Origin of the sequence: Pseudarthrobacter oxydans, from assembly GCF_030812335.1 — a bacterium.
Classification (GTDB): domain Bacteria; phylum Actinomycetota; class Actinomycetes; order Actinomycetales; family Micrococcaceae; genus Arthrobacter; species Arthrobacter oxydans_B.
The window spans coordinates 240,251-265,243 of the sequence record NZ_JAUSSN010000003.1 but is presented as its reverse complement, the minus strand read 5'-3'; the positions used below and the strand labels follow the sequence as shown (position 1 = coordinate 265,243).

The 24,993-nt window shown below is 69.0% G+C and carries 19 protein-coding genes and 2 tRNA genes; 13 read left to right on the top strand and 8 right to left on the bottom strand.

Annotated elements, in window-relative coordinates; genetic code table 11:
* Positions 1-77: 77 nt before the first annotated feature.
* Both J2W14_RS06460 and J2W14_RS06455 read left to right on the top strand, forming a co-directional pair.
* Positions 78-2,222, top strand: a complete 2,145-nt coding sequence (locus J2W14_RS06460) for an ATP-dependent DNA helicase UvrD2 (RefSeq protein ID WP_307460601.1) — start codon at positions 78-80, stop codon at positions 2,220-2,222.
* Positions 2,222-2,854, top strand: coding sequence for a M48 metallopeptidase family protein (locus J2W14_RS06455; protein WP_307460041.1), 633 nt, complete (start codon positions 2,222-2,224; stop codon positions 2,852-2,854). Before J2W14_RS06460 ends, J2W14_RS06455 begins: the two co-directional genes overlap by 1 nt.
* 138 nt (positions 2,855-2,992) lie before the next feature.
* Here J2W14_RS06455 and J2W14_RS06450 read toward each other — a convergent pair whose 3' ends face one another.
* Positions 2,993-4,516 carry a zinc-dependent metalloprotease gene (locus J2W14_RS06450; protein ID WP_307460038.1) on the bottom strand — a complete coding sequence of 508 codons (1,524 nt, stop codon included), beginning with the start codon at positions 4,514-4,516 and terminating at the stop codon, positions 2,993-2,995.
* Positions 4,517-4,752: 236 nt separating this feature from the next.
* Between J2W14_RS06450 and J2W14_RS06445 the strand changes: the two genes are divergently transcribed.
* The 4 genes from J2W14_RS06445 (at position 4,753) to J2W14_RS06430 (ending at position 9,610) form a co-directional block, all read left to right on the top strand.
* Positions 4,753-5,901: a YlbL family protein gene (locus J2W14_RS06445; RefSeq protein ID WP_307460035.1), complete on the top strand. Its 1,149-nt coding sequence runs from the start codon at positions 4,753-4,755 to the stop codon at positions 5,899-5,901.
* 172 nt (positions 5,902-6,073) lie between these two features.
* Complete coding sequence (locus J2W14_RS06440) at positions 6,074-9,094, top strand: UPF0182 family membrane protein (protein ID WP_307460033.1); 3,021 nt, start codon at positions 6,074-6,076, stop codon at positions 9,092-9,094.
* A gap of 187 nt (positions 9,095-9,281) precedes the next feature.
* Positions 9,282-9,355: transfer RNA gene (locus J2W14_RS06435), tRNA-Met, on the top strand.
* Between the two features lie 181 nt (positions 9,356-9,536).
* Positions 9,537-9,610, top strand: a tRNA-Met gene (locus J2W14_RS06430).
* A gap of 155 nt (positions 9,611-9,765) precedes the next feature.
* On the opposite strand, the gene J2W14_RS06425 is transcribed toward J2W14_RS06430, so the two are convergent.
* From J2W14_RS06425 to J2W14_RS06415, 3 genes are all read right to left on the bottom strand, one after another.
* The gene (locus J2W14_RS06425; protein WP_307460031.1) at positions 9,766-11,205 is read right to left on the bottom strand and encodes a cryptochrome/photolyase family protein; all 1,440 of its coding nucleotides are present in this window, start codon (positions 11,203-11,205) and stop codon (positions 9,766-9,768) included.
* Between the two features lie 221 nt (positions 11,206-11,426).
* Positions 11,427-12,212: a PspA/IM30 family protein gene (locus J2W14_RS06420; RefSeq protein ID WP_307460029.1), complete on the bottom strand. Its 786-nt coding sequence runs from the start codon at positions 12,210-12,212 to the stop codon at positions 11,427-11,429.
* A gap of 150 nt (positions 12,213-12,362) precedes the next feature.
* Entirely contained in the window at positions 12,363-14,402 is a 2,040-nt protein-coding gene (locus J2W14_RS06415) for a TPM domain-containing protein (RefSeq protein WP_307460026.1), read from the bottom strand.
* A 295-nt stretch (positions 14,403-14,697) separates the two neighbouring features.
* On the opposite strand from J2W14_RS06415, the gene J2W14_RS06410 reads away from it, so the two are divergent.
* The 5 genes from J2W14_RS06410 to J2W14_RS06390 all read left to right on the top strand — a co-directional run bounded on the left by J2W14_RS06410 (position 14,698) and on the right by J2W14_RS06390 (position 19,808).
* Positions 14,698-16,362: a S1C family serine protease gene (locus J2W14_RS06410; protein ID WP_307460023.1), complete on the top strand. Its 1,665-nt coding sequence runs from the start codon at positions 14,698-14,700 to the stop codon at positions 16,360-16,362.
* A gap of 245 nt (positions 16,363-16,607) precedes the next feature.
* Positions 16,608-17,408: an electron transfer flavoprotein subunit beta/FixA family protein gene (locus J2W14_RS06405; protein ID WP_307460598.1), complete on the top strand. Its 801-nt coding sequence runs from the start codon at positions 16,608-16,610 to the stop codon at positions 17,406-17,408.
* A 14-nt stretch (positions 17,409-17,422) separates the two neighbouring features.
* Positions 17,423-18,376 carry an electron transfer flavoprotein subunit alpha/FixB family protein gene (locus J2W14_RS06400; protein WP_307460021.1) on the top strand — a complete coding sequence of 318 codons (954 nt, stop codon included), beginning with the start codon at positions 17,423-17,425 and terminating at the stop codon, positions 18,374-18,376.
* 4 nt (positions 18,377-18,380) lie between these two features.
* Positions 18,381-19,160 carry a PIG-L deacetylase family protein gene (locus tag J2W14_RS06395; RefSeq protein ID WP_307460017.1) on the top strand — a complete coding sequence of 260 codons (780 nt, stop codon included), beginning with the start codon at positions 18,381-18,383 and terminating at the stop codon, positions 19,158-19,160.
* 72 nt (positions 19,161-19,232) lie between these two features.
* Positions 19,233-19,808 carry a gluconokinase gene (locus J2W14_RS06390; RefSeq protein ID WP_307460014.1) on the top strand — a complete coding sequence of 192 codons (576 nt, stop codon included), beginning with the start codon at positions 19,233-19,235 and terminating at the stop codon, positions 19,806-19,808.
* A 112-nt stretch (positions 19,809-19,920) separates the two neighbouring features.
* Here J2W14_RS06390 and J2W14_RS06385 read toward each other — a convergent pair whose 3' ends face one another.
* From J2W14_RS06385 to J2W14_RS06370, 4 genes are all read right to left on the bottom strand, one after another.
* Entirely contained in the window at positions 19,921-20,811 is an 891-nt protein-coding gene (locus J2W14_RS06385; RefSeq protein ID WP_307460011.1) for an anti-sigma factor, read from the bottom strand.
* A 1-nt stretch (position 20,812) separates the two neighbouring features.
* Positions 20,813-21,418, bottom strand: a complete 606-nt coding sequence (sigK, locus tag J2W14_RS06380; RefSeq protein ID WP_307460007.1) for an ECF RNA polymerase sigma factor SigK — start codon at positions 21,416-21,418, stop codon at positions 20,813-20,815.
* A 230-nt stretch (positions 21,419-21,648) separates the two neighbouring features.
* The gene (locus tag J2W14_RS06375; RefSeq protein ID WP_307460005.1) at positions 21,649-22,116 is read right to left on the bottom strand and encodes a tRNA (cytidine(34)-2'-O)-methyltransferase; all 468 of its coding nucleotides are present in this window, start codon (positions 22,114-22,116) and stop codon (positions 21,649-21,651) included.
* Between the two features lie 21 nt (positions 22,117-22,137).
* Positions 22,138-23,094: a J domain-containing protein gene (locus J2W14_RS06370; RefSeq protein WP_307460002.1), complete on the bottom strand. Its 957-nt coding sequence runs from the start codon at positions 23,092-23,094 to the stop codon at positions 22,138-22,140.
* Positions 23,095-23,219: 125 nt separating this feature from the next.
* Between J2W14_RS06370 and J2W14_RS06365 the strand changes: the two genes are divergently transcribed.
* Together J2W14_RS06365 and J2W14_RS06360 are read left to right on the top strand one after the other, a co-directional pair.
* Positions 23,220-24,122 carry a diacylglycerol/lipid kinase family protein gene (locus J2W14_RS06365; protein WP_307459999.1) on the top strand — a complete coding sequence of 301 codons (903 nt, stop codon included), beginning with the start codon at positions 23,220-23,222 and terminating at the stop codon, positions 24,120-24,122.
* Positions 24,123-24,250: 128 nt separating this feature from the next.
* Positions 24,251-24,985 carry a hypothetical protein gene (locus J2W14_RS06360; protein ID WP_307459996.1) on the top strand — a complete coding sequence of 245 codons (735 nt, stop codon included), beginning with the start codon at positions 24,251-24,253 and terminating at the stop codon, positions 24,983-24,985.
* Positions 24,986-24,993 lie beyond the last annotated feature (8 nt).

Below are 24,993 nucleotides of genomic sequence, written 5' to 3'. Positions count from 1 at the left end.
ACTGAGCAGCAGACGTGAACACAGACATCTTCCAGTCCAGCGCCTTCCCGTCCGGCCCGTCCGGCCCATCCGAAGAGGTGGCGCCGGATACCGACGCCGCGGCGCCGGACAACCGCTCCCTGGAGGAGCGCATTCTCGGCGGCCTTGACGCCGAACAGCGCGAGGTTGCCAGCACCCTGCAGGGACCCATGTGCGTGCTCGCCGGCGCCGGCACCGGCAAGACCCGCGCCATCACGCACCGGATCGCCTACGGCGTGCACTCCGGCGTGTACAACCCGCAGCGCCTCCTGGCCGTCACCTTCACGTCGCGGGCAGCGGCCGAAATGCGCAGCCGCCTCCGCGACCTCGGCGTCGGCAACGTCCAGGCCCGCACCTTCCACGCCGCCGCCCTGCGCCAGCTCCAGTTCTTCTGGCCCCAGGCGGTCGGCGGCGTCCTGCCCAACCTGCTGGACCACAAGGCCCAGATGATTGCCGAGGCGGCCCGGCGGCTGCGCCTCAGCACCGACCGGGCCTCGATCCGGGATCTGGCCTCGGAAATCGAGTGGGCCAAGGTGTCGATGCTGACCCCGGCCAACTATCTGGAAAAAGCCCAGGGCCGCGGCGCCCCGGGCGGCTTTGACCTGACCGCCGTCGCCCGGGTCTTCCAGTCCTATGAGGACGTCAAGACGGACCGGAACGTGATCGACTTCGAGGACGTGCTGCTGATCACCGTGGGCATCCTGCAGGAGGACCCGAAGGTCGCCGCCACGGTCCGCGAGCAGTACCGCCACTTCGTCGTCGACGAGTACCAAGACGTTTCGCCGCTGCAACAGCGGCTGCTGGAACTGTGGCTCGGCGGCCGCGACGAGCTCTGCGTCGTCGGCGACGCCAGCCAGACCATCTACTCCTTCACGGGCGCCTCACCGAAGCACCTGCTCGGCTTCAAGGCCCAGTACCCCGAGGCCACCGTCGTTAAGCTGATCCGCGACTACCGCTCCACGCCGCAGGTAGTGAGGCTGGCCAACGAACTGCTGGCCGGCCGCCGCAGCGGCGGGCCCGTTGCCGACGCCGCCTGGGCGACGCCGCTGCAGCTGCTGGCGCAGCGCCCGGCCGGTCCGGTGCCGCAGTTCACCGAATGCTCCGACGACGAGGCCGAGGCCGCCACCGTGGCGGTCAAGGTCCGCGGGCTCCTTGACGCCGGCACGCCGGCCAGCCAGGTCGCCGTGCTGTTCCGCACCAACGGCCAGTCCGAGGCCTACGAGCAGGCCCTGGCCTCGGCGGGGATCGGCTACCAGCTGCGCGGCGGGGAACGGTTCTTTGCCCGCAAGGAAGTCCGGGACGCCATCCTGCAGCTGCGCGCCGCCACCCGGGCCGTCGCCGAAACCGCCAGCCCCGAGCCGCTGGGCCAGCTGGTCCGCGACATCGTCGCCTCACTGGGTTACACGGAGGCCGCCCCGCACAGCGGCGGCGCGCTCCGGGAACGCTGGGAATCCCTCGCGGCGCTGGTCGCGCTGGCCGACGAACTCGTGATCAGCCGCGGCGCGCAGTTCACCCTCGCGGACTTCGTCAACGAACTCCAGGAACGCTCCCTGGCCCAGCACGCCCCGACCGTCCAGGGCGTCACCCTGGCCTCGCTGCACGCCGCCAAGGGCCTCGAATGGGACGCCGTGTTCCTCGTCGGGCTCAGCGAGGGGCTGATGCCGATCTCCTTCGCCGACAGCCCCGAGTCCGTGGACGAGGAACGCCGTCTGCTGTACGTGGGGATCACCCGGGCCCGGGAACACCTGTTCCTGTCCTGGTCCACCGCACGGACCCCGGGCGGGCGCGCCAACCGGAAGCCCTCGCGCTTCCTGGACGGGCTGCGCCCCGACTCCGTGGCCAGCTCCTCGGTCCGCGGCAAAGGGGCGGCGCCGCGCCGCAAAGCCGCGGTGCCGGCCACATGCCGGGTCTGCGGGACCATGCTCTCGTCCGGGGCCGAACGCAAGGTGGGCCGCTGCAACCAGTGCCCGCCCAGCTACGAGGAGCAGACGTTCGACGCGCTCCGGCAGTGGCGCAAGGACATCGCGCTCGAAGCCGACGTCCCCGCCTTCGTGGTCTTTACCGACGCCACCCTGACCGCCATTGCCGAAGCCCGGCCCGGATCCCTCGAAGAGCTCGCCAAACTTCCCGGGGTGGGCCCGTCCAAACTGGAGAAATACGGCGAAGCAGTGCTGGCAGTGCTGGTCGAAAGCACCACTCTCTGATGGCCGGCAGCAGCCGCTCAGGTCCCGCAGCCATACCGCTGACCACTGCCGACGGCGCCCCGGTGGAGGTCCGGCGCTCCGCCCGGCGCCGCCGCACTGTGGCGGCGTTCTGGGAGAACGGCACCGCCGTCGTCGCCATTCCCGCCTCCTTCAGCCGCGCCCAGGAACACGAATGGGTGCACCGGATGCTCGAGAAGCTACGGCTTCAGGGCGAGCGGGGGACCCGGGGTGCCGGCCGGCGGCGTCCGCGCAGCGATGCCGCCCTCGCGGCGCACGCCGCCGAGCTGTCCGCGAAGTACTTCGGCGGCCGGGCCGTCCCGACCTCCGTGCGCTGGGTGGGCAACCAGAATTCCCGCTGGGGGTCCGCGACGCCGTCGGAGGGGACCATCCGGCTGTCGGACAAGCTGCAGCCCATGCCGCAGTGGGTCATCGACTACGTGCTGTTGCATGAACTGGCGCACCTGCTGGTGGCCGGCCACGACGCTGCGTTCTGGCGGCTGCTCGAGGCCTACCCGGACACCGCCCGGGCGAAGGCCTTCCTCGAAGGCGTTTCCTTCGCCACGTCCCGCGGCCTCACGCCGGGCGACGACGATGATGTGGACGCCGGCGGGACGGACCCCCTGACCGTCTAAAGACCCCGCCCAGGGCTGGCGCCGCCGCGGTTCCGGCCGGCGCTGTCCGGCCGGCGCCGCCGGAATCCCAGCGCCCGCGGCGCGGGCACGCAAAAACCCCGGCCGGAACCGCAGTTCCGGCCGGGGCCAGCTGCCTAACTAGGACTTGGGGTTATCGCCGTTGCCGGGGGCGTCTTCAGTCCCGGTCCCGCCGGTGTTCTCACCGGATTCCTCCACGGGCCCGCCGCTGGCTTCCCCTGCTGCGCTGGTGTCCTCCGCGGATTCGCCAGTTTCTTCCCCGCCGGTCTCTGCCCCGGCCTCCGGGGCTTCGTCCTGCTCGTCGAAGCCGCCGCTGAGCAGCTTCTGCAGGGCGTCGTCAACCTCGGAGTCGCTGGCCTCGGCCAGCTTCCGGCGTTCGCTGAACCCTTTCGGGTCTTCCAGGTCCTCGGCGGTGGGCAGCAGATCCGGGTGCTGCCAGATCGCATCGCGGCCGTCGACTCCGCGTTCGTCCTTCAGCGAGGCCCAGAGTGCTGCGGCCTCCCGGAGCCGGCGCGGCCGCAGTTCCAGTCCCACGAGGGAGGAGAACGCATGTTCGGCCGGTCCACCGGTGGCGCGGCGGCGCCGCACCGTCTCACGCAGCGCCGCTGCCGAGGGCAGCAGCTTCTCCGTGGCAGCCCAGCTCAGCTCGTCCACCCAGCCCTCCACGAGAGCGAGGGCGGTCTCCAGCTTCTCCAGCGCCTGATCCTGCGCGGGAGTGCGCTGCGGCATAAAGACACCCTGCGACAGGGCCTCCTGGATGCCCTCCGGGTTGCCCGGATCGAGTTCGCGGGCGAGCTCCTCGATCTTCGAGGTGTCGATGTGGATGCCGCGGGCGTAGGCCTCGATGGCGCCGAGGAGGTGCCCCCGCAACCAGGGGACCTGCACGAACAGCCGGGCGTGGGCCGCTTCGCGGACGGCCAGGAACAGCCGGATGTCGTTCTCCGGCAGGCTGAGGCCTTCGCCGAACTTCGCCACGTTTGAGGGCAGCAGCGCCATTTCGAGGTCCGCGAGCGGCACGCCGATGTCCGTGGAGCTGACCACCTCGGCCGACAGGGCGCCGATGGCCTGGCCCAGCTGCATGCCGAAGATCGCCCCGCCCATGTTCTGCAGCATGGAGGACGCGCCGCCCATCATGGACTTCATTTCCTCCGGCATCTGCTCGGTCATGGCCGTGGACAGCGCATTCGCGATGCTGTTGGCAACCGGCTCGGTCAGGCGCTTCCAGGTGCCGAGCGTTTCCTCGACCCACTCGGCCCGCGACCAGGCGCGGCCGATCAGGCCCGTGGACGGCAGGCCGGTGACCTGGTCAAGCCACAGTTCGGCAAGCCGCAGGGCTTCATCGACCTCGCGGGACTGCTGAGCCGTGACCGACGGGTCGGAGCCACTGGCGGCCACGCGCCGGGCGTTTTCGTGCGCCAGCTGCCAGTTCACGGGGCCTTCCGAGGGGGCGCTCATCATCGCCTGGACCTGGGAGAACATCTGGGCGAGGAGGTTCGGGTCGTCCGGGAGGCCGGCCGCCTTCGCCAGTTCCGCGGGGTCGATGTTCCCCATGCCCTGGCCACCCATCAGGTTCTTCAGCATTTCTGCCAGCGGATCCTTGGGTTCCTCGTCGCCATTGGACGGATTAAGTGGGTTGGAGGTCATGATCCCGCCGATCGTCGGTGTGGCTGCTTCTCACGTTCACGGTACCGCGCAGCCAGCGGGCTGTCTGCTGAAACCCGGCCACGTTCGCTGTAGGCAAAGAGCCCGGCCGGCAGCCGAGCGCGTAGTGTTAGAAGCTGGAATATTGGCAGGCAGCAGCCGCGGCTCAGGGCGCGGGCGCAGTGCGCTGATCAGGGGGTCCACAGGGTCCCCGGGCGCCGGCACGGAGAGGTCCTTCATTGACGATTACGCAGGGCGGGCAGCCCGGCAGCGAGCCGGCGGCCGGCCAGACCCGGGGCCGCAGGGCCTTGCTGCCCGGATCAGGTGCCGGCCGGCAGCGGGACAATCGCTCATCAGCCATGCTCGTCTCGGGACTGCTGGCGGTGGCGCTGGGCATCACGGCACTGAGCCTGCCTGTCCCGTACGTTGTGGAATCGCCGGGCCCCACTTTCAACACCCTCGGCAACGACAACGGCCAGCCGGTCATCAGCGTCACCGGCCGCGAGAGCTTTCCCGCCCAGGGCAACCTGGACCTGACCACGGTCTACGTCGACGGCGGCCCCAACGGTCCGGTGACGGTCTTCGAGGCGTTTTCCGCCTGGCTTGACGGCGCGAAAGGCGTCTATCCGGAGGAACTCGTCTTTCCCACCGGTGTGACCAAGGAACAGTCCCAGCAGGAAAGCGCCGTTGCGATGACCACCTCGCAGGAGAACGCCGTCGCCTCGGCACTCCGGGAACTGGGGATCGCGTTCGAGCAGAAGATGCAGATCGCGGGCGTCCCGGAGGGCTCCGCCTCCGCCGGGAAGCTCCAGGAAAACGACGTGGTGGTCTCCGTCAACGGCAAGCCGGCTACCGCGCTGAGCGTCGTCCAGGCTGAGCTGGCCGCCGGCAACGGCGCCCCGGTGGAGGTCGTCGTCGACCGCGACGGCAGTAACGTGGCCGCCAGCATCACACCCTCCAAAACCGAGGCCGGGCGGTTCATCCTCGGCGTTTTGCTGCAGTACCAGTTCAAGTTCCCCTTCGACGTCAAGATCTCCCTGGACAAGGTCGGCGGTCCCAGTGCAGGGATGATGTTCGCCCTGGGCATCGTGGACACCGTCACCCCCGGCGACCTGACCGGCGGCAAGCACATCGCAGGCACCGGAACCATCACCCCCGACGGCATTGTCGGGCCGATCGGCGGCATCAGCCAGAAGATGCACGGCGCACGCTCCGGAGGCGCCACCATGTTCCTGGCGCCGGCCGCCAACTGCGACGACGTCGTCGGTCATATTCCGGACGGTCTGCAGGTGGTTCGGGTCGAGAACCTGGCCGACGCGCGGAAAGCGGTGGAACTGGCCGCGTCCGGTGCCGACACATCCGGACTTCCGGTTTGCTCCAGCAACTAGACTGGCGGCGGAACTAAGATCCGCCGCCACTCGTGGCACTTATGACGGCTTCGCCGCCCTGTTGGGGCGGTGCCGGCGGTCGCTAGAATGCAGCCACTTCGTGTTCCTGCATCGAAGCGCCGCACAGAAAACTAAAAACCAGTAACTGACGACCAGCTATGAGGTACCGAGTTTGTCCCGTCCCGCCAGCACTGTCCCGCCCGGAAGACCCCAGCAACGACGAAGCGCACTGACGCCGACGTTGATTGTTGTGGCCTTGATTGTTGTGGGCTTCATCTTCTTCGCCAATGTCTGGACGGACGTCCTCTGGTACCAGCAGCTGGGCTTCTTCGAAGTCTTCCTGACCGAGAACCTGGCACGGATCGCCATCTTCCTGGCCGGCTTCGCCCTGATGTTCTCCGCCGTCTTCTTCGCCATCCGGATCGCCTACCACTCCCGCCCCGTGTACGCACCGGACGCGGACATCCGGGACAACCTGAACCGCTACCAGGTCCAGCTTGAACCGATCCGCCGCGTCGTCATGATCGGCCTGCCGGTCCTCTTCGGCCTGTTCGCCGGAAGCGCCGCAGCCAGCCAGTGGCAAAAGGTGCTCTTGTTCCTGAACCAGGAATCCTTTGGCCAGAACGACCCGCAGTTCGGGCTCGACATCAGTTTCTACCTGATGACCCTGCCATTCCTGGGCTTCGTCACCGGCTTCCTGATCAGCGTGACCATCATCGCCGGCATCGCGGGCATCCTCACGCACTACCTCTACGGCAGCATCCGGATCATGGAACGCGGGATCTTCACCAGCCGTGCGGCGCAGATCCACCTTGCCGTCTCCGGCGCAGCCTTCCTGCTGCTGATGGGCGCCAACTTCTGGCTCGACCGCTACGCTGCCGTGCAGAACAGCGGCGGCCGCTGGGCCGGTGCGCTGTACACGGACGTCAACGCCGTCATCCCCACCAAATCCATCCTGGCCGTGGCAGCGGTCCTCGTCGCCGTGCTGTTCATCGTCGCTGCCGTGATCGGCAAGTGGCGGCTGCCCGTCATCGGAACCGCCATGCTCGTCATCACTTCGATCCTGGCCGGCGGTGTCTACCCCTGGGTGATCCAGCAGTTCCAGGTCCGGCCCTCGGAGCAGACGCTCGAGAAGCAGTACATCGAACGCAACATCAACATGACCCGCTCGGCGTACGGCCTGGACAAGATCCAGGAGACCCGGTACAACGCCACCACCAACCCCACCACGGGCGCCCTGGCCCCCGACGCGCAGACCACGGCCAACATCCGGCTGCTGGACCCCAACCTGATCTCGGACGCGTTCTCCCAGCTCGAGCAGTACCGGCCCTACTACCAGTTCCCGAGCGCCCTGAACGTGGACCGCTACGAGATTGACGGGAAGATCCAGGACACCGTCATCGCGGTCCGCGAACTCAACCCGGACGGGCTGAGCGCCAACCAGCAGTCCTGGCTGAACCGCCACGTCGTCTACACCCACGGCTACGGCGTCGTCGCCGCCAAGGGCAACAAGTTCACCGTCGACGGCAAACCGGAGTTCCTGCAGGCCGGAATCCCGTCCACCGGCGTGCTCGGCGATGACTCGACCTACCAGCCGCGGATCTACTTCGGTGAAAACTCGGCAGACTACTCGGTCGTCGGCGCTCCCGAAGGCGCCCCGAACCGCGAGCAGGACCGGCCCGCCGCAAAGGAGGGCGACGGCGAAACCCAGTACACCTTCACCGGCGACGGCGGCCCGAACGTGGGCAGCTTCTTCAACAAGGTCCTCTACGCGATCAAGTTCCAGTCCTCGGACCTGCTGCTCTCTGACGGTGTGAACCCCGAGTCCCAGATCCTCTACGACCGCAATCCCCGGGAGCGCGTCGAGAAGGTTGCCCCGTACCTCACCGTAGACGGCAACGCCTACCCGGCCGTCGTCGACGGCAGGGTGAAGTGGATCGTGGACGGCTACACCACGAGCCCGTACTACCCGTACTCCCAGCAGGAACAGCTCTCCGAGGCCACCGCCGACTCGCAGACCACTGCGGGGCGGACGGCCTCCCTGCCGAACACCTCCGTCAACTACATCCGCAACTCGGTCAAGGCCACGGTGGACGCCTACGACGGCAAGGTGACGCTCTACGCCTGGGACGACCAGGACCCGGTGCTGAAGTCCTGGCAGAACATCTTCCCGTCCTCGCTGAAGCCGTTCTCGGAAATGTCCGGGGAACTCATGAGCCACGTCCGCTACCCGGAAGACCTGTTCAAAGTCCAGCGGGAACTCCTGGGCCGCTACCACGTCACCCAGCCGGACAACTTTTACACCAACAACGATGCCTGGAGCGTCCCGAACGATCCGACCGTGCAGGACGACGTCAAGCAGCCGCCGTACTACATGTCCCTGAAAATGCCTGACCAGGAAAGCCCGGCCTTCCAGCTGACGTCCTCGTTCATCCCGCAGGTGGTCAACGGAAACGCCCGCAACGTGCTCTACGGCTTCCTGGCCGCCGACTCCGACGCCGGCAAGGAGAAGGGAGTGAAGGCCGAGAGCTACGGCCAACTCAGGCTCCTGCAGATCCCGCCGGAGTCCAACATTCCCGGCCCCGGACAGGCGCAGAACAAGTTCAACTCGGACCCCACCGTCTCGCAGGCCCTGAACCTGCTGCGCCAGGGTGCATCGGCAGTGCTCAACGGCAACCTGCTGACGCTTCCGGTTGGCGGCGGCATGGCATACGTCCAGCCCGTCTACCTGCGGTCCACGGGCGAAACCTCCTACCCCACGCTGCAGCGCGTCCTCGTGGCGTTCGGTGACAAGATCGGCTTCGCGCCGACCTTGGATGAGGCGCTCAACCAGTTGTTCGGCGGTGAGTCGGGAGCCAGCGCCGGCGACTCGGCCAACAACGGGCAGACGCCCGCGACGCCCACGACGCCGGGGGAGACCCCGTCCGCTCCGGGCAGCACGGATGCCAAGGCGGAGCTGAAGGCGGCACTGGACGCGGCGAACGCCGCCATCAAGGCCGGCCAGGAGGCCCTCGCGAGGGGCGACTTCGCTGCCTACGGCGAGGAGCAGAAGAAGCTGACCGCGGCCCTGCAGCGGGCCATCGACGCCGAAGCCAAGATCGCGGCGGAAACCCCGGCTCCTGCACCGGCGGCGAGCCCGGCGCCGGATGCCACCACGCCGGCGGCCACCCCGGCCCCGACACCGAGCAGCTGACGCCCGGCCCGCCGGTGTACGGCCGGCTGATGCACGGCTGAAGGCCGGGTCCCCGCTCCCACCGGAGCGGGGACCCGGCCTTTCCGTTTCCCCGGCGGGTACTGCCCCAACCCCCGGGGGTGGAGACGCACATCACGCCGCCTCGATTTGGCCCCATGTTCACCGGCAGGTAGAGTTGATCTTGCGACGCGGGGTGGAGCAGTTCGGTAGCTCGCTGGGCTCATAACCCAGAGGTCACAGGTTCAAATCCTGTCCCCGCAACTGAAGAGTAGGTCCGGCACGCTGGGAACAGTGTGCCGGACCTACTGCTTTAAGCCGGCAACGGGTGTCCTGGGGTTAGCGTCCTGGGCGCGGGCACCGTGGTGGCTCGGGCGGCGGTCCTGGGAGTGATTCTGGTAGTGGTCCGGGCGGCGCCAAAAGTACGGTAGTGTTGATCTTGCGACGCGGGGTGGAGCAGTTCGGTAGCTCGCTGGGCTCATAACCCAGAGGTCACAGGTTCAAATCCTGTCCCCGCAACTGAAGAAGAAAAAGAAAGGCCCGGATCTGTTGATCCGGGCCTTTCTTGTTGCCCCGGTTCTCTGGTGCGCCGGGTCCTGGGGCCCGGGTTCCCAGCATCCCCAGCTAAGCGGTGTGGGCCGGCCGTGGGGATCTGTCAGTCCCCGGTGCCCGCGCTAACCGTCCTTGAGCCGCTGGTAGGTCTCCAGGGCCCGGGCACGGGACTCCGGCAGCCCGACGATCGGTTCCGGGTAGCCCGCGGCCAAACTATCGGCCTTCCAGGGTTCGTGGATCGTTTTGTCGTCCAGGCCGGACAGCTCCGGGAGGAACGCGCGCAGGTAGCGGGCGCCGGCGTCAAACTTCTTGCTCTGGGTGACCGGGTTGAAGATCCGGAAGTACGGCGAGGCGTCGGCGCCGGATCCGGCCACCCACTGCCAGTTCGCCGGGTTGCTTGCGGCGTCGGCGTCCACGAGGGTGTCCCAGAACCAGGCTTCGCCGAGCCTCCAGTCGGCCAGCAGGTTCTTGACCAGGAAACTCGCGGCGGCCATCCTGACGCGGTTGTGCATCCAGCCGGTCTGCCACAGCTGGCGCATCCCGGCGTCGACCAGGGGGTAGCCGGTGCGGCCCTGTTGCCAGGCTTCGAGTTCGGCGTCGGAGGGTGTCTGCCAGGCGAAGCGGTCAAACTCGGGCCGGTAGTTCCGGGTGGCCAGCTGCGGGTTCTCGTAAAGCAGCTGCCAGCAGAACTCCCGCCAGCCGAGTTCGGAGCGGAAGATCCCGACGTCGGCCGGCGCCGCGGGCCCGAAGTGTTCCCGCAGCGCATGCCAGATGCGGAAGGGGCTGATCTCACCGAACCGCAGATGCGCGGAGAGCCGGCTGGTTCCCTCAACCCCGGGGATGTCCCGGCCGGTGCCGTACTCCTCCGCCGGACCGTCGAGGAAGTCCTCCAGCCGCTGGTGGGCCCCGGCTTCCCCGGGCTGCCAGGTGCCGGCGAGGCCGGCGCTCCAGTCCGGCCGGCGGGGGAGCAGCCCCCAGCTGTCGAGCGGGTCGCCGGCGGGGACCCTGCCCCCGGCGTCCACGGCCGGGGCAGGGAGGCGCTCCGGGGCGTCCAGGGGGAGGCGGGGCTCCTGACCGTCGAGGCAGGCCCGCCAGAAGGGCGTGAAGACCTTGTACGGCCCGCCGGCCCCGGTCCGCACCGTCCACGGCTCAAACATCAGGTTCGCCTGGAAGCTGGCCGCTGTCAGGCCCTCGTCCGCGGCCCAGGCCTTGACGCCGGCATCCACCTCGCGTTCGGGGCCGCCGTAGCGGCGGTTCCAGAGCAGCGTCGAGGCGCCGGTCTCCCGGGCGAGGTCCCGGATGATGTCCGCGGCCGCGCCGCGGCGCAGCACCAGGCGCGAGCCCGTGGCTTCAAGTCCGCCGGCGAGATCCGCCAGCGAATGGTGCAGCCACCATTTCGTCGCCCCGCCGAGGGGCCGCACCCCGGGGGAGGCCTCGTCGAGGACATAGACCACGGTCAGCGGCTGTCCCAGCGAAGCCGCTTCGCTCAGGGCGGGGTTGTCGTCCAGCCGGAGGTCGTCGCGGAGCCAGACAAGGGTCGAAGACAGGGTTCCCGAAGACATGGGTCAACGGTACACGCGGAGCCCCGCCGCGGCGGCACCCCCTGCACCGCAGGTGCACCACAACCGCACTCCAGCCGCGCCGCGGCCGCACTACATTCGCACCAGCGGGCACCGTCCGATCAAAAACGGAGGCCGGGCCCAGCGACCGTCAGGGGACGGTCCGGGCCCGGCCTCTGCCGATCCGGTGCTAAATTCTCCGGCGGAACGTGCCGGAGGTGTGCCTACAGCTTGTCGAAGTCCGCCTCGTCGACGGTGGAACCGGCGGCGCGGTTTTCACCGGCGCCAATGGCGGCAGGGGAGCCGCCGGACTTCAGCGCGGCGAGCCGCGCCTCAATCTCGGTCTGCTCGCCGAGGTCCTCCAGCGAGTTGAACTGTGCGTCCAGGCTGGAAGCGGCGAGTTCCTGCTGGCCGCGGACCTTGGCTTCTTCGCGGCGGATCTTCTCTTCGAAGCGGCCCACCTCGGACGTGGGATCCATGAAGTCGATGCTCTTCATGGCGTCGTGCACCTGGGTCTGGGCCGCGGCGGTCTTGGAGCGGGCCACCAGCTCGTTGCGCTTGCTGGTGAGCTCGTTGAGCTTGCCCTTCATCTGCCCCAGGCCGTGCTTGAGCTTGTCCACGACCTCGGTCTGGGAAGCGATGCTCGGCTCGGCGGACTTCGCCTCGTTTTCCGCGGACATCTGGCGCTGCAGGGCCACCTTGGCGAGGTTGTCGAACTTCTCGGCGTCAACGGTGTCGCCCTTGGCCCGGTACTCGTCCGCCTTGCGGGACGCGGCGAGGGCCTTTTTGCCCCAGTCCTGGGCGTTCTTGATGTCCTCGTTGTAATCGTCCTGGAGCATCCGCAGGTTGCCGATGGTCTGGGCTACGGCCGACTCCGCCTCGGCGATGTTGTTGGTGTAGTCCCGGACCATCTGGTCCAGCATCTTCTGCGGGTCCTCGGCCTGGTCCAGCAGGGAGTTGATGTTGGCCTTCGCCAGCTGCGCCATGCGGCCGAAAATGGACTGCTTCATGGTGTTACCTTTCGTCCTGCTCAGTGGTTCCCACTGAATTTCGGTGAACAGTGAAATGTACCGCTTCTATCCGCCGGCGGGAACGTGCCCGCTGGCGCCTAGTCTGTGTGTGCCCGGCGTGGGGGCCGTGTTCTGGCCGGGGGCTCCTGCCTAGAAGTCGCCGCCGCCGCCGAAGTCGCCGCCCCAGCCTCCGCCGGAGTCACCGCCGCCGCCCCAGCCTCCGCCGGAATCGCCGCCGCCGCCCCAGCCTCCGCCGCCACCGCCGCCGTGCAGGATGGAGTTGATCAGGATGCCGCCGAGGATGGCGCCGCCCAGGCCGCCGCCTCCGCCGCCGCCAAACATGCCGCCGCGGCCGTAGCCCTGGTTGGCGTAGCCGCCGAAGTGGTCGACGTCGGACTGCGCCTGCTGCGCGGCCTGTGCCGCCAGCGAGTGCGCCTGCTGGGCGTACTGCAGGGCGGTGACCGGGTCGGTGCGCGAGATGGACAGGGCGTAGTCAAGGTTCCGCTGGGCTTCCGCCAGGCGCGTCCGGGCCTCGGTGCCCACACCGCCGCGGCGGGCGGTGATGTAGTCCGAGGTCGCGCTGATCTGCGCCTGCGCGGACATGATGCTCTGCTGCAGCGAGGCCTGCGCCCGGCGGGTCTGCTCCTGCTGGTCGCGGATGCCGGAAAGGGCTCCATCCAGCGACTGGTGCGCCGTCTCGACCCGCTCCAGGGTGGCGATCGGATCGATCTTGCCGCCCTGGATTTCGGCCTTGACCTGTGCCAGGGCGGCTTCCACCGCGGCGACCGGTCCGGCGAGTTCGGGGTGCGCCCCGGACTGGATCAGGGCCCGGGCCTGGGCCAGGTCCTGGGAGGTGTCCACGACGGCGGACTCCAGGCCGCTGCGGGCCTCGTCGAGGCTTCCGGCGACCTTCGTGATGGCGCCGATCAGCACGTTTGTCTGGTGCAGGCTTTCCTCCGCTGCGCGGACGGCGACGGCGGCCAGGCTGCCTTCGCCGGCGCTGAGCTTCTCCTGGGCCGTGACGGAAGCGTTCTGCACAAAGGCGAGGCGTTCCTTGGCCTGATTGATGTTGTCGCCCACCTGGACCAGGGCACTCTCGGCGTACTTGGCGCGCAGCTCGGCGAGGGACCGCTCGGCGCTGGCGATTTTGGCCTCCGCCTCACTCGCGCCGGCGCTGACCGCGGCCAGGGCCTGCGGGGCATTCTTCTCCAGCTCGCGCAGTGAATCGAAGTCGGCCTTCTGCTCCTGCAGGGAGGCCAGCGCCGCCTCGGAACGGCGGATGATCTCACCGAGCCAGGTCCGCTGCTGCTCTTCGGTGTCCGGGATGTGGTCATCGAGCTGCTGCTGCAGTTTGAAGGACTCCGACATGTGGCCCTTGGCGTCCTGCAGGGCCTTCGTGAAGTTCCCGACGGCGGCGTCACCGTATTGTGCCTGCGCGAAGCCAAGCTCCTGCTCGCTGGACTTGATGGCGTCGTCGGCCTCAATCAGGAGTGAGCCGCTCTTGCGGCGCAATTCCTCGACGGTGAGTCCGGCCAGCGGATCCAGCTCGGCGCCCTGCGTGCCGTATCCTGCCTGCGCCCCCGCGGCGGCTTTCTTCCGGCGGTTGCGGAGATACAGGTAGGCACCCGCTCCGCCCGCGGCAACGACGCCCACGCCCACGAGCACGGCGCTGCCGGCGCCGCCACCCTCGGACGGGACGGTGCCCTTGCCTCCGCCGGCGGCATCGCCGATGGCTGCGGCGCTGTCGATGGCGGCCTGGGCGTAGTCGCCATTGCGCAGGTTCGGGTCAACCGCACTGGTCACGATGGTGTCGCGCTGGGCGTCCGTGATCTTGCTGTTGGAGGGCTTGCTCAACAGGTACTGGCGCGTGTCCGTTGCAACCGTCAGCAGCATGGCATTCGCACCGAGGCTCGCCGTGCCGGCGACTTCCTTGGCCCACTCATACCGGTCGGTGGGGTTCTCGAACCTGTCCACATAGACGACGTGGTACGTCATCGCGTGGTCGGCGCCGAGCTGCTTGATGGCCTGTTCGACTTCGCCCCTCCGGTCGCCCAGGACCCCGGCGGAGTCAACGACCTTCGTGACAGGATCGAGCGTGACCGGACTTTCGGCGAGGGCCGGTGCGGCAGGAAGCGCCAGCAGTCCGACGACGCCAAGAACGGCGAGGAGACGTTTATAGGTAGACCGCATGTGCAACCCTTCAGCACTTCTGCGACCAGTTCGGGCCGAACCGGTCGTCACAGAATGCAGCAGCGCCCCCACGCAGATGTAAAGCCGCAGGTCGCTGTGGCGATTCCATTTGATTCTATGGTGCACCCATTAGGCAGTCCACCGGCGGGAATATGCCACCAGCGAAAAGCGCTGAACCCCCTGGAGCAACGCCGGACGCGGCGCTTTCGGTCTCCAGCAATCTCCCAGCAAACGTGCGCCCTAGTATCAGTGAGATCGTCCATAGTTAATAGAGACGAGGATGAAAGGAAGTCTTATGACTGAGAACCCAGCGCAGGGCGCGTCACCAGAGAACCGCGAGCCGGCCACGCCGAACGAGGGCGCTCCGGGGCACCCGCAGCCTGCCCCCGCGCCGGACTCAGGACACGAGAATCCGACGCTCCGGCTGGACCGGGCCGCGGATAACTCCCCGCAGCCGGTCTACCCGCAGCACCAGCCGTCCTACGGCCGTCCCCCCGCGCCGGAGACGCAACAGTTCGGTGCACCCCAGGAACACCCGCAGCAGGGCCACGCCCCGGGTCAGCCCGCGCAGCAGCCCGCTCCCGGGTACGGCCCGCCGGCCGGAAACTCCGCCTTCGGCCAGCACCAGCAAACGCGTGACCAGCACGGCAACCCGCAGTACGCCCCGGGGCCCTACGGCCAGCATCAGCAGGGCGGCTACGGGGGCAACCAGCCCGGGTCTCCGTACGCGTCCAACCCGGCCCACGCCCCGAAGCGCAAGGCTGCCTTCGGCGTCCCCACCCTCGTGGCCAGCATCCTCGCAGCAGGGCTGGTCGGCGGCGGCGTCGTCGCAGGCGCCACACAGCTGCTGGAGGACCCGGCCGTCATGTCCACGGGGTCCGGCAGCAGCAGCCAGGCCGGCCCTGTCATCGTGAACAACCGCGAAGACGTGAACGCCATCACCGCGGCCGCCGTAAAGGCGACCCCCAGTGTCGTGACCATCAAGGCCTCCAGCGGCAGCGAGGGCGGCACGGGCTCCGGCATCATCCTGGACGGCGAGGGCCATGTCCTCACCAACACCCACGTCGTCACCCTCGACGGCACGGCGGCGAACGCCGCGATCGAAGTCCGGATGAGCGACGGCAGGGTCTACAGCGCCGAGATCGTCGGCACGGATCCGCTGTCCGACCTCGCCGTGGTGAAGATCCAGAACGGCTCCGGGCTGGTCCCGGCAGTCCTGGGCGACTCCGGCAAGCTGAACGTCGGCGATACCGCCGTCGCGATCGGATCGCCCCTCGGCCTCACGGGAACCGTGACCGACGGCATCGTCTCGACCCTGAACCGCACCATCAGTGTTGCCTCCTCGGCCGCGCCCAAGGAAGGCGCCGACGACTCCCAGGGCGGCGACCAGGGCTTCCAGTTCGCCCCGCCGGACGGCGGACAGGGCCAGAGCACCGCCAACCAGGGAAGCATCTCGATCAACGTGATCCAGACCGATGCCGCCATCAACCCGGGCAACTCCGGCGGTGCCCTGGTCAACACCAAGGGTGAGATCATCGGCGTGAACGTCGCGATCGCCTCCGCCGGTGGCGACTCCGCCAGCAGCGGCAACATCGGCGTTGGCTTCAGCATCCCGATCAACCACGCCAAGCGTGTCGCCCAGGAGATCATCAGCACGGGCAAGGCAACCCACGGCCAGTTCGGCGTGAGCGTGAAGCAGAAGACCGCGAGTTCCTCGGCCTCCGGTTTCTCCATCGGGGCCGAGGTCGCCACGGTGGAGCCCGGCTCCGCCGCGGACAAGGCCGGTGTCAAGGTCGGCGACGTCGTGACGAAGTTCCAGGACCTCGCGATCAGCGACCCGAACCAGCTGACCGCCGCCGTGCGCGAGCAGCCCGCCGGGGCCTCGGTCAAGGTCACCGTCCTCCGCGACGGCAAGGAACAGCAGCTGGACGTGACCCTCGGCGCAGCCGCCGAGCAATAGGAGCAGAGCACAGCGTTACCACCCGCAGGCCGGGCGGCACCACCAGGTGCCGCCCGGCCTGCGGCGTGCCGCGCACCTGCCCGCACAGCGCGGCCCTGACACAGGCCTTAACCCAAGCCGTGCCCGTGCTCCCCGATGTGGTTAGCTAGGATCAACCCGGCACCCCGGGCGTTCCGTGGCCACGACCCCACCCGGCTGGCTGTCCACCCGCATGGAAGGCTGCTGTAAACACAGTGGAAGAGACATTGAAGATCATCGTGCTGGTCAAGCACGTCCCTGATGCCCAGTTCGACCGACACCTCACCGGCGAGGGCAACACGACGGACCGCTCCGAGAGCATCCTGTCCGAACTGGATGAGTACGCCCTCGAAGCCGCGCTCCAGCTGATCGAGGCCCGCGGCGGGGAAGCGGCCGGCAACAAGGTCATTGCCCTGAGCATGGGTCCCGCCGGTGCGGTCAACGCGGTGAAGAAGTCCCTGCAGATCGGCGCCACCGAGGGCGTCCACCTCAGCGACGAGGCGCTGGCCGGGTCCGACGCCGCGGCCACCTCGCTGGCACTGGCCGCCGCCATCCGCCACCTCGGTACGGACACGCCCGCAGACCTCGTCATCACCGGCATGGCCTCCACCGACGGCGAAACGTCCCTGGTCCCGGCCCAGCTCGCGGAGCGCCTCGACCTTCCGCAGGTCACCTTTGCGTCCTCGCTGGAGCTCGACGGCGGCAAGCTCACCGCCCGCCGCGACGGTGACTCGCACGCGGACACGGTCGAGGCCACCCTGCCCGCCCTTGTCTCGGTCACGGACCAGGTCAACGACCCGCGTTACCCGAACTTCAAGGGCATCATGGCGGCGAAGAAGAAGACCATCACCACGCTGAGCCTTGCGGACATCGGCGTTGACCCCGCGCAGGTCGGACGGTCCGGATCCTGGACCACCGTCGAATCCGCCGAGGTCCGCCCGGCGCGCACCGCCGGCACCATCATCACCGACGAGGGCGACGCCGGCATCAAGCTGGTCGAGTTCCTGGCCGCCCAGAAGCTGCTCTAAGGGGATTCCCAGACATGGCAAAAGTGCTTGTATTCATTGACAACCCCGGCCCGGCCCTGAAGAAGGCCAGCCTGGAGCTGCTCACCATTGCCCGGTCCCTGGGCGAGCCGGCAGTCGCCTTCAACGGCGAGCTGCACGACGACGTCGCGGCGACGCTGGGGGCCTACGGCGCCCAGACGCTGTACCGGCCCTCCGCGGCGGACCTCGATGACTACCTCGTCGGCCCGAAGGCCTCCTACCTGGCCGCCGCGGTGCTGACCGCCCATGCCACCGTCGTGCTGACCGAGAATTCCGCGGAGGCCAGGGAAATCGCGGCGAGACTGGGCATCAAGCTCGGTGCCGGCGTTATCACCGACGTCGTCGCCGTGGACCCGGACGGAACCGCGCACAAGTCAGTGCTGGCCGGCTCCTGGACCACCACGGCGAAGGCGACGACGCCGGTCGCGGTCCTGACCGTCAAAGCCAACAGCATCACCCCCGAACCCGCCGTCACCGGCACCGCGCCGGGAACCATCACCGTCGAGGTGCCGGAGACCGCCACCGCGGCCTCGGCCCGGATCACGGCCCGCAACGAGAAGGCCGCCAGCGGCCGCCCGGACCTCGCAGAGGCGCGGATTGTGGTGGCCGGCGGCCGCGGCGTCGACGGGAACTTCGGCCCGGTGGAAGAGCTGGCCGATGCCCTCGGTGCCGCCATCGGCGCCTCCCGCGCCGCAACGGACGCCGGCTGGATCGGCCACGACGCGCAGATCGGCCAGACCGGCAAGACCGTGTCCCCCCAGCTGTACATCTCGGCGGGCATCTCCGGGGCCGTGCAGCAGAAGGCCGGCATGCAGACCGCCAAGGTGATTGTGGCCGTGAACAAGGATGCCGAGTCGCCCGTCTTCGAGATCGCCGACTTCGGCATCATCGGGGACCTCTTCCAGGTCCTGCCGCAGGCAACCGCAGAAATCAAGAAACGCAAGGGCTGATTCCTTGAACACCTTCGCCGCACAGGCACGCAGCCCGTTCGATCCGGAACACCACCGGATCGAGCGGGTGCTTTGTTTCGCCGCGCACCCGGACGACATCGACTTCGGCGCCGCGGGCACGGTCGCGGCCTGGACCGCTGCAGGGGTGCAGGTCAGCTACTGCATCATGACCGACGGGGACGCCGGCGGTTTTGATCCGGCGCAACGGGAAGAAATCGTCCGGCTGCGGAACGAGGAACAGCAACGTGCCGCCGCGCTCGTCGGAGTGACCGACATCCACTACCTGCACGAGCGCGACGGCTACCTTGAGCCCTCGCACGCCGTGATCCGGGAGGTGGTGCGGCTGATCCGTCAGCTGCGCCCCGACGTCGTGCTCTCGATGCACCCGGAACGGAACTGGAACCGGATCCAGAAGAGCCACCCCGACCATCTGGCGGTGGGGGAGGCGGTGACCCGGGCGGTGTATCCGGCGCTGGAGAATCCGTTCGCTTATCCCGAGCTGGCCGAGGCGGGGCTGGACGCGTACAAACTGCCGTGGCTGTGGCTCTACGCCGGGCCGGAGGAACGCGAAAACCACGTCGTCGACGTCACCGAACACGTCGCGGCCAAGCTCGCCGCGATCCATATCCACGTCAGCCAGCACCCGGACATCGAGGCCATGGACCGCACAGTCCGCGGGCTGATGCTCCGGACCGCGGAACGGGGCAGCCTCCCGGCCGGGCGCAGCGCGGAGGCGTTCCACGTCGTCACGGTCAACGGGGCCGGGACCATCGCCGGGTTCTAGCCCTTGCCCCCGGGCCGCCCTCTCCCATAAGCTGGAGTTTAAATCATATTTATTTGAGGAAGACAGGCTTTAATGGCGAAGACTGCGCAACACCCCGTGCTTGTGATCATGGGCGTCTCCGGATCGGGAAAGTCAACCGTGGCGGGCCTCCTGGCCGGCCGGCTGGGCTGGGACTTCGCTGAAGGCGATGACCTGCACCCCGCGTCGAACGTGGCGAAAATGCAGGCCGGGCAGCCCCTGACCGACGCGGACCGCCAGCCCTGGCTGGAAAGCATCGCCGGCTGGATCCGGCAGCACACAGACTCCGGCATCCCCGGCGTCATCACCTGCTCGGCGCTCAAGAAGCGCTACCGGGATGTCCTGCGCGGTGACGGTGTGGTCTTCGTCTTCCTCGACGGGAGCAGGGACCGGATCTCGGACCGGCTGGCATCCCGGCACGGGCACTTTATGCCCCCGTCCCTGCTTGAGTCCCAGTTCGAGGCGCTCGAGGCCCCCACCGGGGACGAAAACTTCATCACGCTCAGCGTCAGTTCGGCACCTGCGGACGAAGCGCAGGAAATCATCGACCGGCTCGACCTCGACGCCGGATACCGCGGCGCCCGGGAGCCCTGCAGCGACGTTGCCGGTGGCGACGGTGGCAGGCCGTAGCCGAACCGGCATGTAGCCGAGACAGCACAAAGCCGGGCAGGCTGTGGACCCTTCAGGAGGTCCACAGCCTGCCCGGCTTCTTTGGTGCGTGGGTTGGGGCGTGGCCCCGGCCCTAGGCGCCCAGCGGGGCCTCGGCCACGGTCGGCGTGGTCGGCGACGCGGAGCCGCCGGTCGGTTCCACCGTGATGCCCAGGGCTGCCGCCGTGCTGATGCCCTTCACGACGGCCGGCTTGGACAGCGCCTCCGCGTCCATCAGGCCCTGGGACACCGGGGCCGAGCCGTCCTTGGGGATCAGCCACATCTGGTAGACCTTGCCGGGCGGCGGCGCCGGGACATCGTTCATCTTGACGACGATCGCGTCTTTCGACGTCGAGAGGGACACGGTAGCCGTGCCGCCGCCGGCGACGTTGACCGTCGCCTGCCGCACATCGCCGGCCTGCATGACCTGGTTCAGCGGATCGTTCTGGTTCGCCACGTAGGCGCCGACGCCGACACCGCCCAGGGCGATGATGGCTGCGGCCGCGACGCCGACGAGCCAGCCGCGCATTCCCTGCGGCCGGCGTCGTTCCTCCCGGCGCCTGCGGGCGTCGCCGAGTTCGTCGGTGACAGGGCGCCCGGAGGGCTCCCGGACGGGACGGGCGACGACCGGCGGGACCGCCGACGGCGCGTGGGACGGGTGGGCGCCCGGCGCTGCCGGGACATCCTGGCTGGGCAGGGACGCCATGATCCGGTCCAGCAGGCCCGCCGGAGGTTCTTCCTCGGCGGTGAAGCTGGTCGCAAGGGTCTCCCGGGCCTGGCGGACACGTTCGTTGAAGGCGGCGCGTTCGGCCTGCGGAGCCGAGAGAAGGTAACTCTCGATGGCCGCGCGTTCGGCGTCGTCCACGGCGTCCAGGGCATACACCTCGGCGAGGTCTGCCGCGCGTCCCGAGGCGAGGTCAGTGGCGATATCGGCTGCAAAACCGCCGGGGACACGTCCGCTGTTCTGTGCGTTGGTGTCGGTCATCTTAACTCACCCCCAGGCAGGTCTTCAGTCGGATCAGTCCGTCGCGGATGCGGGACTTGATGGTGGGGACCGCAGCGTTGAGCTTTTCTGCGACCTCCCGGTAGGTGAGGCCGCCGTAGTAGGCCAGCCGCACGGATTCCTGCTGTGTATCCGTCAGCGTCGCCAGGCAGCGGACCACAGCCTCGGCCTCCAGCCTGCTGCCGACCTCATCGGAGACCGAATCGTGGTCGATGTCCTGGCTGCTGGCGCCGTATTTCGCTTCCCGGTCGGTGGAGGACTGGGAGGAACGGACCTTGTCCACGGCCCTGCGGTGCGAGATGGTCATGAGCCAGGCGAGCGGGCTGCCGGCCTCGGGGTTGAACTTGGAGGCGTTCTGCCAGACCTGGAGGAAGACCTCCTGGGTGGTGTCCTCACTGAGTTCGACATCGATGAGTACCCGCCGGGCCATGCCGAAGACGCGCCGGGAGGTGAGTTCATAGAACTCGGCGAAGGCTGCCTGGTCGCCGGCGGCAATCTGCTCCAGCAGTGCGCCGAGGCGGCGGTTCACATCGGCCGGCGTGCCAGGGGGAGCGGCGGCCTCGGGAATCGGGGCGTTGGGAGTGTCCATCACCTTCAAGCATAAGGTGCCCGCCGCCGATCGCGGGTCAGGGCGGGCTGCTGCTGGGTCGTGGTCGCCGGCAACACGCCGGGATGGACATTTATCCACCTGCATGGTTGTCACCTGCGGCTCCTCGCTCCCTTCCCCGTGCGCTGCGCCCGTGGATGGAACTGGGCCTCAGCAGTGATTCGGGGCGGCCGGGCAACCGGATGGGCCGGGCGGGGGAAAAGTTGCGGTGCCTACAGCCTGGCGCCGGCAAATCCGTTCTGGCGCCACGCCTCGTAGACCGCGATCGAGGCCGCGTTCGCAAGGTTCAGCGAGCGCAGCGCGGGCAGCATCGGCAGCCGGACGCGGGACGTGACGTGGGGGTCGTGCTTGAGTTCCTCGGGCAGGCCCACCGATTCCCGGCCGAACAGCAGTACGTCCCCGGGCCGGTAACTGATGTCGGTGTAGGACGCCTCGCCATCGGAGGTGAACGCGAACACGCGCTCCGGAGCGAGGGCGGCCCAGGCGGCGCCGATGTCCGGGTGGACGGTCACGACGGCGAGGTCGTGGTAGTCGAGTCCGGCCCGGCGCAGCTTTGCGTCGGAGAAATCGAAGCCCAGGGGCTCGACCAGGTGCAGCTCGGCTCCGGTGATGGCGGCCAGCCGGATGGCATTGCCGGTATTGCCGGGGATTTCTGGGGCGTGGAAGAGGATGCGGAACACGGTCCCATCCTAGCGAGCCTGCTAGTGCATCCCGCGCAGCAGCCGGGCCAGCACCGGGACGATGACCGTATTGGGGGCCGGGCCGGAACTCAGGAACTGCTTGAGCCCGCGGGCGAGCCCGGCGGCATTGACCACCTGCACGGTCTCGTGCGCCCCCGAGCGGCGGTGCCGGTCGATCACCGGTTCGTGCAGGTTGCCGTCGGTGCTGTGGACCACGGTCCAGCCGGTGACGTTCAGTTCCGGGAAGATGTCCTGCATGCGGCGCACCACGTGGGCCAGCTGGGGCGGCGCGATGGACCGTCCGCCGTGGGTCAGGGCGCTGCCGTTCCAGGCATAGGCTCCCGGGGGCAGCAGCATCGAGCCGATGATTGCCATGCGGTAGCCGGAGAGCACGACATGGTCGATGTGGCTATTGTCCGCCGGGGACTGCAGCCCGTTGATGAGCCGTGCGGCCGGGACGGCGGGGAGGATCTGCCGGCTGATGAGCTGCACTGTCCGCATCTCCCGCTGGATCCGGGCCTCGGCCCCGAAGATGCCGCGCTTCCGGGGCAGCCCGTGGACCTGCTGGCTGGCGAGGCTCTCCGGGATCAGCGGCACCTCGCCCGTCCCGGCGTACTGCTCGAAGGGCGGGATGTAGACCGCGGCGTCGGAGGCCGTGTTCCGTGGCGTGTTCGGGCGCCGGACATTGGCCGAGGCGCGGCTGCCGGCCGCCGGGGCATCGAAGTGGGCCCCTTCGTCGGGGGCGGGCCCGGCGAAGGCACGGCCGCCGCTGCCGTAGGACCGGTCGTAGTCGGCCCGGCTCTTGGCATCGATCAGGGTCTCGTACGCGAGCGTGACGCGCCGGAAGGCGGCCGGGTCTCCGCCGTGGTCGGGGTGCGCGGTGCGGGCGGCCTTGCGGTAGGCCACTTTGATTTCCTTTTCCGTCGCCGTGACGGGGATCCGGAGGACCTGGTAATGCGAGCTGTTGCCCTGCGTCAAGCAAGAATCCTTTGCCTTAGTGGTGCCAGCCCATCCTGGACGTCCGGCGTGGCCAGTTTAACCGGCATGGGGAAGAACGAGCGTACCGGCACGGAAGGTTCCCGGCCACTGGCATAATTCAGCGCATGATGCTCGCCCTCGCCGTCAATCCGCGGGCCTCCTTTGGCCGCGGGCGGCACGCCGGCGACCAAGCCGCCGCGCACTTCCGGGCCGCCGGGGCGGAGGTCCTGGTCCTTTGCGAGGATTCCTATGACGCGCTGGCACGGGCCGTGGACAAGGCCCTGGCCGCCGGAGTCGACGCGCTGGTGGTGGTGGGCGGCGACGGAATGGTCCACCTCGGAGTCAATGCCCTCGCTGGATCGGGCCTGCCCTTTGGCACGGTCCCGCTCGGGATTGTCCCGACCGGCACCGGAAACGACCTGGCGCGGGCGCTCGGCGTGCCGGCGCACAACGTTCCCGGCGCCTGCACGGCGGTGCTCGCTGCCCTGGCCTCCGGCGGGCGGCTGATCGACGCCGGACGGGTGTCGTCGTCCGGGACGTCCCGCTGGTTTGCCGGTGTGGTGTCCGCGGGGTTCGACGCAGCCGTCAACGAACGGGCCAACGCCTGGCGGTGGCCCCGCGGCAAGGCCCGCTACCACCTTGCCATGCTCCGCGAACTCGCCTCGTTCCGGGCGATCACCTACACCGTGACGGCCGACGGCGAGCGCTGGCAGCAGGACGCGATGCTGATTTCGGTCGCCAACGGCCAATCGATCGGCGGCGGCATGAAGATCACGCCTGGCGCGCTGCTCGACGACGGCTACCTGGACCTCTTTATTGTCGGCCCGCTGTCCCGGCTGGGCCTGCTGACGGTTTTTCCGAGGGTCTTTTCCGGCGGCCACCTCGGGCATCCGGCCGTGCACATCCGGCGGGTCCGCACGGTGGAGCTGTCCGCGGACTCGGTGGTTGCCTATGCGGACGGCGAGCGGATCGGGCCCTTGCCTCTCACCATCGAGGTGGTTCCCGGGGCCGTGCGGGTTCTGGCCTAGCCCGCGGGCTGATGGCAGGGGGCCGTCGGCCGGGTCGCCCGGCGATGCTTTCGCGGCGGGAGTCTAGACTCGTGCGGGGGCCGGGCCGGAATGCGGAGCCGGCAGGGCGAATTGGGGCGGAGCTAGGCATGGGAACCAAGCGGGAAACCGGCGTCACGGCAATGAGTGGCGCGCGCCCCGGTTCCCGTCGTGGCCTCCGCGGACAGCGGGGGAAACGCACGTTCCTGGCGCTCGCCGCCGCGGCCGCGCTGGCCGGCTGCAGCGTCGGCGTTCCGGACCAGTCCGCACCCAAGGCGGCGCCGGCGGCCCCGACCCTGGCCACGCCCACCATCACTCCCGGCCACGACGCCGCTGCGGTCGCGGCGCGGGACATGCCCTTCGCGGCCGGCGGCACGCTGGCGGCCGGCGTGCCCGTCCGGCTGTCCGACGGGCTGCGCGATGTGCCGCGGTGGTCGCCGGGCAAGGAGAACGTGGCCGGGGCCAGCGAGTACGTCAAGGAGGACGGCTGTGTGGTCTCGGCAAAGGTCCGGAACAACCAGGCAGCCCTCGCCGTGTCCGGAGACGACAGGGCCTCCACGGAAGCGCTCTTCCGGTACCTCGACGCCAGCATTCTTCCGGCCTACCTGAAACCGGAGACCCTGCGCTGGGGCGGAGAGCCCGGCAAACCGGCTCCGCGCGTGGACGTGCTTATGTATACAGGCGGAGAGCGGTCCGGCGCCCGGGCCACGGCAATCTACGCGAGGCTGTTCAGCACCTCGGGCTCGTCCGTGTACGTGTCCGCCTCGTGCCCCGACGCCGCGACTCTGGCCGCGGCGCGGACCGACGCCGAAGCGTGGATCGCCGTCGTTCCCCCGTCCGGCTGAGTCCGGCG

Coding starts and splice junctions, on each gene's coding strand:
- J2W14_RS06455 (WP_307460041.1), top strand. CDS start 2,222: ATGGCCGGCAGCAGCCGCTCAGGTCCCGCAGCCATACCGCTGACCACT.
- J2W14_RS06450 (WP_307460038.1), bottom strand. CDS start 4,516: ATGACCTCCAACCCACTTAATCCGTCCAATGGCGACGAGGAACCCAAG.
- J2W14_RS06425 (WP_307460031.1), bottom strand. CDS start 11,205: ATGTCTTCGGGAACCCTGTCTTCGACCCTTGTCTGGCTCCGCGACGAC.
- J2W14_RS06420 (WP_307460029.1), bottom strand. CDS start 12,212: ATGAAGCAGTCCATTTTCGGCCGCATGGCGCAGCTGGCGAAGGCCAAC.
- J2W14_RS06415 (WP_307460026.1), bottom strand. CDS start 14,402: ATGCGGTCTACCTATAAACGTCTCCTCGCCGTTCTTGGCGTCGTCGGA.
- J2W14_RS06410 (WP_307460023.1), top strand. CDS start 14,698: ATGACTGAGAACCCAGCGCAGGGCGCGTCACCAGAGAACCGCGAGCCG.
- J2W14_RS06400 (WP_307460021.1), top strand. CDS start 17,423: ATGGCAAAAGTGCTTGTATTCATTGACAACCCCGGCCCGGCCCTGAAG.
- J2W14_RS06390 (WP_307460014.1), top strand. CDS start 19,233: ATGGCGAAGACTGCGCAACACCCCGTGCTTGTGATCATGGGCGTCTCC.
- J2W14_RS06385 (WP_307460011.1), bottom strand. CDS start 20,811: ATGACCGACACCAACGCACAGAACAGCGGACGTGTCCCCGGCGGTTTT.
- sigK (WP_307460007.1), bottom strand. CDS start 21,418: ATGGACACTCCCAACGCCCCGATTCCCGAGGCCGCCGCTCCCCCTGGC.
- J2W14_RS06365 (WP_307459999.1), top strand. CDS start 23,220: ATGATGCTCGCCCTCGCCGTCAATCCGCGGGCCTCCTTTGGCCGCGGG.
- J2W14_RS06360 (WP_307459996.1), top strand. CDS start 24,251: ATGGGAACCAAGCGGGAAACCGGCGTCACGGCAATGAGTGGCGCGCGC.